At 52.8% G+C, this 12,609-nt stretch carries 14 protein-coding genes; 8 read left to right on the forward strand and 6 right to left on the reverse strand.

Going from position 1 to position 12,609, the window contains the following annotated elements:
- Positions 1-69 precede the first annotated feature (69 nt).
- Positions 70-348, reverse strand: coding sequence for a carbon storage regulator CsrA (gene csrA, locus K355_RS0109480; protein ID WP_028791477.1), 279 nt, complete (start codon positions 346-348; stop codon positions 70-72).
- Positions 349-631: 283 nt separating this feature from the next.
- On the opposite strand from csrA, the gene flgB reads away from it, so the two are divergent.
- From flgB to K355_RS0109520, 8 genes are all read left to right on the forward strand, one after another.
- Positions 632-1,033: a flagellar basal body rod protein FlgB gene (gene flgB, locus K355_RS0109485; RefSeq protein ID WP_022731895.1), complete on the forward strand. Its 402-nt coding sequence runs from the start codon at positions 632-634 to the stop codon at positions 1,031-1,033.
- 23 nt (positions 1,034-1,056) lie between these two features.
- Positions 1,057-1,464 (forward strand): flagellar basal body rod protein FlgC, encoded by a 408-nt coding sequence (gene flgC / locus K355_RS0109490; RefSeq protein ID WP_022731896.1) that lies wholly within the window; start codon positions 1,057-1,059, stop codon positions 1,462-1,464.
- A 45-nt stretch (positions 1,465-1,509) separates the two neighbouring features.
- Positions 1,510-1,836: a flagellar hook-basal body complex protein FliE gene (gene fliE, locus K355_RS0109495; RefSeq protein WP_022731897.1), complete on the forward strand. Its 327-nt coding sequence runs from the start codon at positions 1,510-1,512 to the stop codon at positions 1,834-1,836.
- A gap of 173 nt (positions 1,837-2,009) precedes the next feature.
- The gene (gene fliQ / locus K355_RS0109500; protein WP_022731898.1) at positions 2,010-2,279 is read left to right on the forward strand and encodes a flagellar biosynthesis protein FliQ; all 270 of its coding nucleotides are present in this window, start codon (positions 2,010-2,012) and stop codon (positions 2,277-2,279) included.
- Between the two features lie 102 nt (positions 2,280-2,381).
- Positions 2,382-3,146 (forward strand): flagellar biosynthetic protein FliR, encoded by a 765-nt coding sequence (gene fliR / locus K355_RS0109505; RefSeq protein WP_022731899.1) that lies wholly within the window; start codon positions 2,382-2,384, stop codon positions 3,144-3,146.
- Between the two features lie 52 nt (positions 3,147-3,198).
- Positions 3,199-4,269, forward strand: coding sequence for a flagellar biosynthesis protein FlhB (gene flhB / locus K355_RS0109510; protein ID WP_022731900.1), 1,071 nt, complete (start codon positions 3,199-3,201; stop codon positions 4,267-4,269).
- Between the two features lie 180 nt (positions 4,270-4,449).
- Positions 4,450-5,355, forward strand: a complete 906-nt coding sequence (gene bla / locus K355_RS0109515; protein ID WP_028791478.1) for a class A beta-lactamase — start codon at positions 4,450-4,452, stop codon at positions 5,353-5,355.
- A gap of 223 nt (positions 5,356-5,578) precedes the next feature.
- Positions 5,579-8,194, forward strand: coding sequence for a hybrid sensor histidine kinase/response regulator (locus tag K355_RS0109520; RefSeq protein WP_022731902.1), 2,616 nt, complete (start codon positions 5,579-5,581; stop codon positions 8,192-8,194).
- Here the strand turns inward: K355_RS0109520 and K355_RS0109525 are convergent.
- The 5 genes from K355_RS0109525 to K355_RS0109545 all read right to left on the reverse strand — a co-directional run bounded on the left by K355_RS0109525 (position 8,191) and on the right by K355_RS0109545 (position 12,328).
- Complete coding sequence (locus tag K355_RS0109525) at positions 8,191-8,667, reverse strand: PIN domain-containing protein (protein WP_033368779.1); 477 nt, start codon at positions 8,665-8,667, stop codon at positions 8,191-8,193. The genes K355_RS0109520 and K355_RS0109525 overlap by 4 nt on opposite strands.
- Before the next feature lie 96 nt (positions 8,668-8,763).
- Complete coding sequence (locus tag K355_RS0109530; RefSeq protein ID WP_022731904.1) at positions 8,764-9,801, reverse strand: sodium:calcium antiporter; 1,038 nt, start codon at positions 9,799-9,801, stop codon at positions 8,764-8,766.
- 200 nt (positions 9,802-10,001) lie between these two features.
- Entirely contained in the window at positions 10,002-11,216 is a 1,215-nt protein-coding gene (gene hmpA / locus K355_RS0109535; protein WP_022731905.1) for an NO-inducible flavohemoprotein, read from the reverse strand.
- A 139-nt stretch (positions 11,217-11,355) separates the two neighbouring features.
- Positions 11,356-11,757, reverse strand: a complete 402-nt coding sequence (locus tag K355_RS23655) for a group III truncated hemoglobin (protein ID WP_022731906.1) — start codon at positions 11,755-11,757, stop codon at positions 11,356-11,358.
- A gap of 124 nt (positions 11,758-11,881) precedes the next feature.
- Entirely contained in the window at positions 11,882-12,328 is a 447-nt protein-coding gene (locus tag K355_RS0109545; RefSeq protein ID WP_022731907.1) for an RrF2 family transcriptional regulator, read from the reverse strand.
- Positions 12,329-12,609 lie beyond the last annotated feature (281 nt).

Consider the following 12,609-nt stretch of genomic DNA (forward strand, 5'->3'; position numbering starts at 1 on the left):
TTAACGGCGGGTATCGGTTAAACGGGCACTGGAAATGGTGCCGCCCGGCGCGGGGGAACGGATCAAACGTCAGCTATCATCGGCGTCCTTGCCGATGTCAGCTTCTTTTTCGACCGTTTTGGCGGATGGCGATGAAGATTGTCCGAGATGACGAATAAGGTCTTCGCTGACGGCAGCAGAACGGTTTTCTTCCTGAATGCGGTCATAAAGTTCGCGTCGCAGGACCTGAACGTCTTCAGGGAATGTGAAGCCGAGCTTAACGGTCTTGCCACGGACCTCAACGACAGTGACCTCGATATTGTCGTCAATGACAACGGAGTCGCCGACTTTTCGTGTGAGATAGAGCATACGGTGTCCCGGTTTCGCTAGATGGCAAACATAATTTACCAGATCGTGCACAATATGCCCGCTTTCAAACGCGCGGTCTAGTACCAGCCTTCATTTGCGAGAAATCTATGCGAATTCAAGGATGTTTTCGGCTCTGGCACGCTTCATGCATTTAGGTTGGCAGGATTGTTCGGCGCGGCAAAAATCGCCTCTTTGATCAAACCGGCCCCGCAAGGGCAATAGCGTTAACGTCGGCTTTACCCGCTCACCCAATACTGAGCAAAGCGCAGACAAGGAGCAGAAAATGGATATCGGCAAACTTGGCATGTTCGCCAACCTTAAAGAAAAGATGGACTGGCTGACACAGCGTCAGGAAGTCATTGCGCAGAACATCGCCAACTCCGATACGCCCAATTACCGCCCCGACGATCTGAAAAAATTCGATCCGAAGAATATCGGCCGTGATCGCCAGTTCATTCTGGCCATGAACGCGACCACGCCGGGCCACAGCCAGGGCCTGCATAAACCGCAAAACTTCAAGGACGAGGAAGTGCGCAAGAACTACGAAGTCGCACCGGGTAAAAATGCCGTGATCCTTGAAGAACAAATGGTCAAGATGAACGAAAACCAAGTCGATTATCAAACCATGACCCGTCTGTATTCCAAGCAGAAATCGATGTTCATTTCCGCCCTCGGCCGCATCTAACCCGATCGTAGAGAGTTAAAATCATGGAACTTTACAAAGCTTTTCAAATCTCTGCTGCTGGTATGCGCGCCCAGGGGACCCGTCTTCGTATTGCCGCGGAAAACGTTGCCAACGCCGATAGCCTTCCGACCCAGCCGGGACAGGACCCATATCGCCGTAAACTTCTGACATTCAAGAATGTCATGGACCGCGAAGTCGGTGTTGAAATGGTTAAGGTCAATAAGGTCGTGCCTGATCGCTCCGATTTTGGTATGAAGTACGAACCAAGCCATCCAGCAGCCAACGATCAGGGCTACGTTCAGACCCCGAATGTCGAAACACTGGTTGAAATGATGGACATGCGCGAAGCACAGCGTTCCTATGAGGCCAACCTCAATGTGATCCAGTCATCGCGCAGCATGTTGCTCAAGACCCTTGATATCCTGCAATAAGCAGTCATATCTAAAGGACCAAGACAAGTTTAAGGATCTCAACCGATGGTCTCCAGCTTCAACGATGCCATTTCTGCCTACCGCAATGCGGCTGCGGGCAAGACCGATACCGTTGCCGAACGTGTCACCGGTACGGGCAATACCGTTGATCCGGGGGAAAGTTTTGCCGACATGGTCCGCGGGGCGGCATATGATGCCCGCGATACCATGGTCAACAGCGAACAGATGACCCAAAAGGCGATTACCGGCGATGCTGAACTCCACGAAGTTGTGACGGCGGTTTCGGCGGCTGAAGTAACCCTGAGAACTGTGGTTGGGGTGCGTGACAAAGCTGTTGAGGCGTATCAAAGCATCCTGAACATGCCGGTCTGAATGCAGGCGTTATGACGTAAAGACGAAACCGCACGATAGACCGTGCGGTTTTTTGTTTTTGAAGAACCATTTGATACAACAGGAAATCATGGCAATCGGGCGGCCATATCCTGTATGAAGAATGAACCGGCGGCATGATCGCCAGCAAGAGCACGACGAGGCGGGAAGACCAGATGGATCAAGCGGAAATCATGGATGTGGCCTATGACGCAGTTTGGACGCTGCTCAAGGTGACCACGCCGCTGATGTTGATCGCACTTGGGGTCGGTCTGGTCATCGCGCTGTTTCAGGCCCTGACACAGATTCAGGAAATGACACTGACGTTCGTGCCAAAAATCCTCGTGATTTTTGTGGCTCTTCTGGTGTTGTTACCCTGGATGATGACGGAAATGGTCGAGTTTATGGGCCGGATGGTTGATCATTTCATCGGACTGCCAAATTAGCGACGGCTCGCACGAACTGTTTCATCTTTTAACCGCGACACGTCCCCGTCGTCCCGGCACCACCATTCGCTCCGTTTCTTAACCCAAGGCAGCCAAGGCAAGATGGATCTTCAGGAGTTTCTTACTCTTAACGTCTATGTCGTCCTGATGAGTTTCGCCAGGGTCGGGGCCGCCTTTATGTATATGCCCGGTATCGGGGCGAGAAGTGTCCCCGCGCGCGCGCGTCTTTTATTTGCTTTTTGGGTCGCGGTGGTGATTTCCCCGCTTGCGGGGCCTTTGTTCCCGCCTCAGCCTGCGGATGCGGCGTCTTTGCTGTTGGCTATTGGGTATGAAATTACGGTCGGGCTTTTCTTTGCCTTGTTCGCGCAAGTCATGCTGGCCGGTTTGCAAACAGCGGGGGGCATTATTGCCTACCTGTCATCGATGGCGAACGCCTTTTCATCGGACCCGTTATCAGGCGCGCAAAGCGCGGTGACCGGCAACCTGTTGATTCAGGTCGGGATTGTCTTGTTGTTTGCCACCGGGATGGACCATTTGATGATCCAGGCCTTGTTTGAAAGCTATTCGCTGTTTCCGCCCGGCGGGGCCTTGCCGGTTGGCGATATGAGTGAGTTTTTCGCCCATGCGATCAGTGACAGCTTCATGATTGCCGCCCAAATATCGGCACCGTTCCTGATTGTTGCGCTGGTATTGCAAATCGCACTCGGATTGTTAAATAAACTGATGCCGCAATTACCGGTTTTCTTCGTTGCCATGCCTGTTCAAATTGGGTTGGCGCTGCTTTTATTGACGCTGGCATTGCCATCCATGATGATGGTGTTTCTTGAATACTACGAAAACGGACTTGAGGCATTTATCAATCCGTAGGGCAGAGTGCTCCGATTGTCGGGGTGATGCTCTGGCCATGAATGGGTAGCCAATGGCAGAAGAAGACGACAGCCAAAAGACAGAAGACCCCACAAGTAAAAAGCTTGAAGACGCGCGCAAAAAGGGTCAGGTGCCGGTTTCCAAGGAAGTCGGTAACTTCATGCTGTTGTTTGGTGGCGGTCTTGTCCTGATGATGCTTGGGCCGAGCATGGCCGAAGCTGTTCGCGACCTCTCGCTTGGCTTTATTGAACATCCACACATGATTGATGTCAGCCGGGCAGGCATGCCGATCCTGTTTAAGGATGTGATGCTGGGCATGCTGTGGGTTCTGGGCATCCCGTTTGTGCTTTTGGTTTTCTTTGCAGCGGCCGGTCATCTGTTACAGAACGGCCTTGTGGTGGCCCTTGACCGGATCGAACCAAAGCCAGAAAAGCTTAATCCACTTAAAGGGCTTAAAAATCAGTTTTCGATGAAAACGATGGTTGAGTTCGTCAAGAATGTCTCAAAGCTTTTGCTGGTTGGTGTCGTTCTTACACTTGTGATCATGCCAGAACTGGTTGATGTCGAACTGTACCCCCAAATACCATTGGCCTTAACGCTTGAGCGTCTCTACGACATGATTGTGATTTTGTTGATTGCGACCATTTCACTGACGGCCGTGATTGCCGGGTTGGACTTTGCTTACCAACGGTATGAGTTCAACAAGCAGATGAAAATGTCCAAGCAGGAAATCAAGGACGAATATAAGCAGACCGAAGGCAGCCCGGAAATCAAGGCCAAGGTCCGTCAAATCCGCATGCAACGTGCTCAGCAACGCATGATGTCCAATGTGCCTGACGCCGATGTTGTCATCACCAACCCGACACATTTTGCGGTCGCACTTAAATACGACATTGATACGATGGGCGCCCCGATGTGTGTTGCCAAGGGGCAGGACAACATCGCGCTTAAAATCCGTGAAGTGGCCGAAGAAAACGGTGTCACGGTGATGGAAAACCCGCCGGTTGCCCGTGCGCTGTTTGCCACGGTCGAAATCGATCAGGAAGTTCCCCCCGAACATTACAAAGCCGTGGCCGAAATCATTTCCTTCGTCTTCCGTCAAAAAGGCAAGAAGCTGGGATAGCGGACTTATTGCCAAATTGTGAATTCCGCCCGGCTGCGGCGTTTCGACATTTTTCCACCTCAATTTCGGCATGATCCTGATTGAAAACGCGCAGCTTCTAAACAGCGTGCTCCTTTGGCATGAATGCCATACGGGGGATGCGTTGCGCCAACCAACTGAAAGTGGAAAATATTGTCGATTGTGAAGAATCATGCTGGCCGTCTTGTCGCGGGCAGTCTTGCGGTCCTGATATGTATCGCGCCCTTGTTTGTCAGGGCAGAGGACACCACGGATGACATCGTGCAAACCGTACGTGATCTTGAAGGCCGTCTTGACGCCCGGATCGGTATTGCGGTTATGGACACTCAAAACAATCAGAACTGGCATTATCGCGGGGACGAACGTTTCCCGATGACCAGCACGTTCAAGGCCCTTGCCTGTGCCGCGATCCTGTCGCGGGTTGATGAGGGGAAGGAAAACCTTGAGCGTAAGGTTGTCTTTGCAAAAAGTGATCTTGTGACCTATTCACCGGTCACGGAAAAACATGTCGGGGCGCCGGGTATGACGATTGGGGCATTATGTGATGCAACCATGTCGCTAAGTGATAATACCGCGGGAAATTTGATTCTGGATGCACTGGGCGGTCCCGATGGGGTAACGGCCTTTTTGCGTGATATCGGCGATAATACGACCCGTCTTGATCGACGTGAACCGGAACTGAACGAAGCCGTTCCGGGAGATCTGCGTGATACAACCACGCCCGATGCAATCGCCCGAACCCTGCGCGATCTGGTTTTGGGCGATGTGCTGTCCGATCCATCGCGCCAGCACTTAAAAAGCTGGCTGGTCGGCAATAAGGTTGGCGGGCCATTGATCCGGGCGGGCATGCCCGATGACTGGGTGATCGGTGATCGCACCGGTGCTGGTGGCTACGGATCGCGGGGTAATATTGGCATTATTTGGCCGACCGGGCGAAAGCCGCTGGTTGTGGCAGTTTATATTACCCAAACTGATGCGTCGTTTGATGCCCGTAATGCCGCGATTGCCGAAATTGGGAATGCCATTGCCACTGCTGTCGCGGTAAAGACCAACGAGGAGCCATTATGACGGCTCGCCGGTATATAACTTGCTGGTATAAATAGAACCCTGCGTGGGGCTGTCGGCACCTGCTGATTGCCCCGCCATATTATTTATCCTTGAGGCAAGGGGGCAGAAACCCGCCCGACGATTACAAGGTGGTGCCCGGTAAAACTTGCCGGTAGCCAGTCGTCTCATAACCAGCTAAAAGTATAGACTATTGTGATAAGTTATTGGCTTTAAAGGCGGTCGCGTGCTGTTTCGGGGGCTCATCCTTGCTGTAAGTGTCGCATTTGTTGCGTTTGTCTATGTCCTGCTTGAGGTCATGGCAAAGGCAGGTCTTGATGCGCGTCTGATGTGGATCATCGGGTCGATGGTGACCGGGGTCGCAATTGTTGCGGTCGGGGCATTGTCGCTGTCTGCGCGTTGGCGTAACGGCGGGCATGATGAACTCGGCCCTGTGATCAATGGTCTTTCGAAATCCGATATCGGCGTTGCGCTGATTGATGCTTATGGCCGGACGATCTATGCCAACCCGGCGTTCTCGCGCAAACTGGCGATCGAACCCGGGGCGGATATGCTGTCTGCCCTTGAAGCACGTCTTTCCTATCTTGATATCGGCAGTGCCGATCTGGCCGAACTTCGCACCCGTGCCATGCGCGGCGAAGGCGGGGAGATGTATATCGACCTGTCGCGATCTGAAAAGTTTGTTGCGGCTGATCATCTTGCGACCCCCGATGATGCCCAGGGCGACCGCGAAAACATAGTCAACGCAAGTGACGACACTGTGCCGGCTGCAATGGCAAATGGCGCGTGCCTGCGCATCGCGGTTACGGCGGGCAATGCCCGTTCGGGCCAAATGTTATGGACAGTCGATGGTGTTGATCCGTCTGTCATGACCGATGCCGGTGCGTCGGTATTGATGCCGTCGCATGGCGAGGATACCCCATTCCAGATTGCGGCCCAACAGGCCGACGATATGCCCACGATGTTGCCTGCTGTTGCCGGTGCGATTGCCGGCGGGCTTGAACATGCTGATCAAATGATTGAACGTCTGCCGGTCGGGGTGTGCGGGCTGGATGAAGAAGGCCGTATTCTGTATCTTAATCGCCGCTTGGCAAGCTGGCTTGGCGGCGAGCCAGAAGATTTCAACAGCGGGTCACTTGAACTGGCTGACCTGATTGTCGGTGACGGGATCAACGGCGAGGTCAAGCTTAAGGTTAAAGGCGGCGAGCCGATCCGATGCTTCGTCACCCATTCGATCAATGCCCCGGGTACGGGCCCGGTCCGCAGTCAGGCCGTGATCTTCCCCGATCCGATGCCCGCCCATGAATGGGAACATGCACTGGCAGAAACCGAGCGCCGGGTGCGCTGGTTCTTTGACGAAAGTCCGCTGTCGATTGTGCTAGCCGATATGTCGGGGACGGTGACCGATGCCAACCGGGCCTTTATCGTCACCGCCGGGCAGCGCCATGAAAATGTGGTGGGGCGGTCGATCCTTGAGTTGATCCTGCCCGAAGACCGCGACGAGGTTGCGCGTTATCTGTCCAAGGCCGTTATGGGCATGGGCAAGGGCGGACAGATCGAAGCCCGGCTTTCCGGCGCACGCGGTGTTGCAGCGCAGATTTACCTGCAACGGGTTGCCGGTCGTTCGGGCGAAGCCGGTGCGTTGCTTTTGAACTTCCTTGATACGACCGAGCAGAAGAACCTTGAGGAACAATTTGCCCAGTCCCAGAAAATGCAGGCGGTTGGTCAGCTTGCCGGTGGGGTGGCGCATGATTTCAACAATCTTCTGACCGCGATGATCGGCTTCTGTGATTTGTTGTTGTCGCGCCATGGGCCGGGTGATCCGAGCTTTGCCGACATCATGCAGATCAAGCAGAATGCTAACCGTGCGGCCAATCTTGTCCGACAGCTGTTGGCATTCTCGCGCCGTCAAACCCTGCAGCCCAAAATCATCAACATCACCGACGCGCTGGCAGAAATGTCGAACCTGCTGCGCCGCCTGATTGGTGAGAAGATTGATCTTAAGGTCAATCATGGCCGGGACATCGGGTTGGTCAAGGTTGATCCGGGGCAGCTTGATCAGGTGATCATTAACCTTGTGGTCAATGCGCGTGATGCGATGGCAGGCGAGGGTGGCGTCCTGACGGTTCAGACCAGCACCGAAATTATTGACGAGCCCAAGGCAACTGGCACCGAAGTTATCCCGCCGGGCGATTATATCGGCATCAAGGTGTCTGATAACGGCATTGGCATCCCAAAAGACAATCTGACCCGCATTTTCGAGCCCTTCTTCTCGACCAAGCAACGCGGCGAGGGGACCGGGCTTGGCCTTTCAACGGTTTATGGCATTGTCAAACAGACCGGTGGCTTTATCGCGGTCGACAGTGAAGAAGGCAAAGGCACAACCTTTACCATCTATCTGCCGCGCTATGAGGCGACCGAGGAAGAACTGGCTGAAACACAGGCCGTCGCCGAAGAAGCCCCGTCCCGCGATTTGACCGGAACCGGTGCGATCCTTCTGGTCGAGGACGAAGACGCGGTGCGGACCTTTGGCGCACGCGCACTTCGCAGCAAGGGTTATGAGGTGCTTGAGGCCAATAACGGCGAGAACGCGCTTGAGGTCTTAAACAAGACCGACAAGACGATTGATCTGGTGATTTCCGATGTGGTGATGCCCGGGATCGATGGCCCGACCCTGGTCCGCATGCTGCGTGAACAGAAACCGGAACTCAAAGTCATCTTTATCTCCGGCTATGCCGAAGATACCTATCGCGATGAACTTGACGAAGAAAACGGCGTGCATTTCCTGCCCAAGCCATTCTCGCTCAAGGATCTTGCGACCAAGGTCAAGGAAGTGCTTTAGTTAACTTGGAACAAGGTATCTCTGTATATCGCACTGTTCCGGCTATCGTTTAAGTCCAAAATTTTTATCTCGTTAGATAGATGTTTTTGGAATGCTTTGTCTAACGTAACGAGATGTGCGTCTTCTATCTTGGTGATACATGCAAATATAAGGTCTGCACCTCTCAGGCGGCCAAAACCTGCCTGTTTTACGAGGGATGACGATTTGGCAATGAGTTCCTCATCAATAGAGTAGATTATTTCATTGTCGCCCAAAATGTAGAAATCGTGCAGCATTCTTTGATGGTTTCTATTTTTTGAGGAGACAGTTGCATTTACCTCGAAGAATGCAATTGAGGGAATGATGTTCAAATACTCCGTGTCAAACGAGTTATCTGATAAATCTTTCCATAAGCTATATGCCGGGCTATAGTCATGTTCATTGCCTTCTTTCAAGTTTACGATAGCAGAACTATCCCAGACAAATTTAAGCAAAACTAGCTTCTCCTGTGCTTGGAGCTGTGACATCTTTTGCTAAGTTTAGAGCAAACTAGCTGTGTAGCTAAAGTCTGGATTAATCGGTTGAGATAGTCACTCTGCTAAATAGAACACCGATCCGCCATACAGGATGAGCATCGCAACACTTTCCCAGCCAATATTTCCGATCCCGCGTTTTTCGCGGTTAAGCATGCCAAGCAACAATACCCCGGTCATCAGGATCACCAGCCCGATGGTAAACAGGTGCTGGTCGGTAAAGGCCGCATAAATCGATCCATCGCGATAGGCAATATCGGATGCAGCGAGGAACAGCACATCAAATGCATTCCCGCCAATGATATTGCCAAGGGCAAGATTGACGGCCCCGATCCGAACAGCCGCAATGGCCGAAACCAGTTCCGGTAATGACGTGGCAACCGCCGTCAGGAAGGTGCCCACAGCGGTTTCGCTCATGCCGGTTTTCTCAACAACAGCAAGGCCGCTTTGTCCGATGGTGTGCCCTGCAACCGCCGTCACCCCGGCAAGGATGAGAAATTCACTCCAAAGGCGCAGGTTGCTTTCGGGGTGTATGTCTTCGTCGTCTTCCTTGGCATCTTCGTCTGTCACATCGGTTTTCTTGGGGTGCCACATCGGTTCGCTACGGATTTCTGCCAGCAAGGACAGCCCGAAGCCATAGATGACAAACAACAGGATCGACGCCGGATGAATGTGAAAGATCATCCATTCTGGCCCTGCATAGGCCAGAATTGGCACGGCAAGCATGCTCACCAGCAAGGTTGCCTGCGCCAGACCGGTTGCACTGGCCGCAGCATGTTCAAGGTTGCTTTTGCGATAGACAATATCGGCCGCAGCCAGAAAAGTTGTCTGTGCGGCAATCCCGCCCAGCGCATTCCCAATCGCAAGATCGGTAAACCCCTGCCACGCGGTGGTGACCGACAGCACACTGCCCGGGAGGCTAGTTGACATGCCGACAAACAGGGCACCGGCGATGATCTGCCCCATGCCAGTACGTTCGGCCAGTTTGACGGCAACGCTGGCCAGTCGTACGCCAGCAAAACCAATGATGATTGTGCAAATGGCAAATATCGTAATGATTCCGGGCAAGGGTAGCTCGGCGATGTCAAAGGGCATGCTGCGTCTTTCGAAAATGTCGGGTTCCCATGCCTTTAACTTCTGACGAAGCTTCTTGTTCCACGAAATGCTTGTCGTTCTAGAAGAAATCCGGCGCGGAAATAACCTGCAGTTCCTGTTCTGAAAACCTTCTGGTTTGCATTCATTCAAATTGGCAAAGGACGCCCGATATTATGGGGCGTCCTTTTCTTTTGCGGGCTTTATGCGGCAATTTCGTCGTCGGTCGGACCAAAGATTTCGTAATGAATCTGGTCGTGTGAAACGCCCTGTGTGTGAAGGTCATTGACCATTTTACGCAAAAACGGCTTGGGCCCGCACAGGAAGAAATCAGCCTTGGAAAACGGTGTGTTGTCCTTAAGCCAGTCGGTCGAGATATAGCCGGTCAGATCATGGGTGACACCGGGTTTATCCTGGGGTTCCGGGGCACTGTAAAACGTGGCGACAGACATGTTGCCATGCTGATGGGCGATCTTGTGAATATGGGGGCCCATCGCATGGGTTCGACTGTTTAGCGCACCATGCACATAGTGGGTTTCCACATCAGGATAACGCGCGCCGATGGTTTCAAGTATGCTGACCATCGGGGTTAATCCAACCCCCGCTGACAGCAACACCACCGGGCGTTCGGGCTCGTCGGGCAAATAGAAATCACCGGCAGGCGGGGTGATTTCAATGATGTCACCGATTTCGGTTGCTTCATGCAAGAACCGCGACCCGCCTTGACCTTTGGGTTCAAGCTTTACCGAAATTCGGTAGTCCTGATTGTTGGGCGCGCATGAGATCGAATAATTCCGCTTGATTTCAATACCATCGGCAAGACCAAGGCGCAGTGTAAGATACTGCCCCGGCCGATGTGCCAAAACCGGTAAATTATCGACCGGGGAAAGGATGAAAGAGGTAATAACCTCGCTTTCGGGGTATTTGGCCGTAACCCGAAACGGGCGCCAGCCTGTCCAGCCACCGGTCCGGCTTTCAAGGTCGGTGCGGATGTCAGCTTCGCGGCCAATCAGGATATTGGCCAAGAACCAATAGGCATCCCCCCACGCCGCGAGGATTTCATCATTGACCTTATCGCCAAGGACTTCGGCAATCGCCCCCAAAAGGGCGCGTGCGACATAGGCGTAATGTTCAGGAAGGATGTGATAACCGATATGTTTATGCGCAATGCGTTCGACGATTGGAACCAGCGTGTCCAGATTATCGATGTTGCGCGCATAAGCCAGAAGGGCCCCGGCAAGGGCATGGACCTGTGATCCGCTGTCTCCTTGGTTGGAGTGATTGAACAATGCCCGGATGTGGGCATCCTCAAACAGCTTGCCATACATGATTTTGGTGATGTCCGTGCCATAGGTTGAAAGGGCGGGGACAGTGGATTTGACCAGCGTGATGGTGTGCGGCGAAAGGGGTTTTTGCATAACCAGATCTCCTCAAAGGTGGTGTCCAGACACAGCAACACTGTTCAGCTTTTGCGAAGCTGTGCGGGACAGGGCGAAAGAATGAAAAGGCGTTAGGAACGGCAGCCGGGAACCGGGGACGGAAGGCCCGAAAACGACGTTACCCGGATATTCCCGATGGATGTAGCCCGCCGTGGGTTGGCTCATACATCACATATTTCAGCCGGTCGGCGATGCGTGCGGCTTTTATCTGCATCAGTTGGGCAACCTCAACCGGCAACAATTCGGTGGTGGTTTGTGTCCATAAATGCAGCCAGCGATCGAACATTACCGGGGTGATTTCATGGGCGTGCAGGGCATGCAGGGCCAGTGGGTTTCCCTTGTATCGGCCCGTGGTCAGCATCAGTGACGACCAGAAATCCTCAAGCCGGGCAAGATGTTCATCCCAGTCCTCAATAACGCGGGAAAAGATCGGGCCAAGTTCCGGGTCTTGCCGGACACGCTGATAAAATACGGCCAGCACTTCGGGGAGCTTGTTGGGATCAAGGGCAGGAGATGTCATGACATGGGCCTCGTTTAATAAGTATTTAAAATGCATATATATGGTTAAATAGGTATTGTAAATGCAAATTAAACTAACTCAAAAAATCATCGAGCTATGATTAACGTAGGCCATTGATATGTATTTATTTTTCGGAATTCATATCAATCAAAAGATTGAACAAACCGCGCTGCCGCGACAGCACATCGGCCAATGTCATCTTATCGAGTGTTTGGAAAAACGACTCTTCTGCTTCCTTAAGGATCACGGCCAGCCCACAGGCCGGTGCCAGACGGCATTCACCGCCGTCTTCGCGCATGCATTCAACCAGCACGGACTGGCTTTCAAGTTGGCGCACCAATGTCCCGATACAGATATCTTCGGGTTTGCGTGACAGTGCAATGCCCCCGGCACGCCCACGCACGGTTTCAAGGTATCCTTCTGCTGCCAGCCACTGGGTGACCTTGGCCAGATGATTGTATTTGGCATTGTGAATGGCGGCAATTTCGCGGGTCGACATCAAGGCACCATTTGAGGCTGCCAGATGCATGATGACCCTAAGGGCGTAATCGGTAAAACGTGTAAGCTGCATACCGTCATTCTAGTCGAAAAAGATGTATTTGAAATGCGAATAATACTGCACTGATCTGCAATGCTTTGTTTTGCGCATGGTAACGGGCTTAACACTAAAAATTACCGGGCGCCGGATTTGTCTGGTCGCCTTAAACGGGGAGGGGGCTCAGAAATTTAAACCCCTGATTTTCTATGCCGTAATAAAGTCCTGTGAACTTATCCTTCCGATGTAGCCAAATGTAATCTTACCGATTATCGTGGTGCCATACCGGATCGGAAAATAAGGTTCGGACAGGCCGC

The organism is Thalassospira lucentensis MCCC 1A00383 = DSM 14000, from assembly GCF_000421265.1.
Taxonomy (GTDB): domain Bacteria; phylum Pseudomonadota; class Alphaproteobacteria; order Rhodospirillales; family Thalassospiraceae; genus Thalassospira; species Thalassospira lucentensis.

Bases quoted from the DNA above. Each gene is read 5' to 3' on its own strand.
- csrA (WP_028791477.1), bottom strand. From the start codon at position 348: ATGCTCTATCTCACACGAAAAGTCGGCGACTCCGTTGTCATTGACGAC.
- flgB (WP_022731895.1), top strand. From the start codon at position 632: ATGGATATCGGCAAACTTGGCATGTTCGCCAACCTTAAAGAAAAGATG.
- flgC (WP_022731896.1), top strand. From the start codon at position 1,057: ATGGAACTTTACAAAGCTTTTCAAATCTCTGCTGCTGGTATGCGCGCC.
- fliE (WP_022731897.1), top strand. From the start codon at position 1,510: ATGGTCTCCAGCTTCAACGATGCCATTTCTGCCTACCGCAATGCGGCT.
- fliQ (WP_022731898.1), top strand. From the start codon at position 2,010: ATGGATCAAGCGGAAATCATGGATGTGGCCTATGACGCAGTTTGGACG.
- fliR (WP_022731899.1), top strand. From the start codon at position 2,382: ATGGATCTTCAGGAGTTTCTTACTCTTAACGTCTATGTCGTCCTGATG.
- flhB (WP_022731900.1), top strand. From the start codon at position 3,199: ATGGCAGAAGAAGACGACAGCCAAAAGACAGAAGACCCCACAAGTAAA.
- K355_RS0109530 (WP_022731904.1), bottom strand. From the start codon at position 9,801: ATGCCCTTTGACATCGCCGAGCTACCCTTGCCCGGAATCATTACGATA.
- hmpA (WP_022731905.1), bottom strand. From the start codon at position 11,216: ATGCAAAAACCCCTTTCGCCGCACACCATCACGCTGGTCAAATCCACT.
- K355_RS23655 (WP_022731906.1), bottom strand. From the start codon at position 11,757: ATGACATCTCCTGCCCTTGATCCCAACAAGCTCCCCGAAGTGCTGGCC.
- K355_RS0109545 (WP_022731907.1), bottom strand. From the start codon at position 12,328: ATGCAGCTTACACGTTTTACCGATTACGCCCTTAGGGTCATCATGCAT.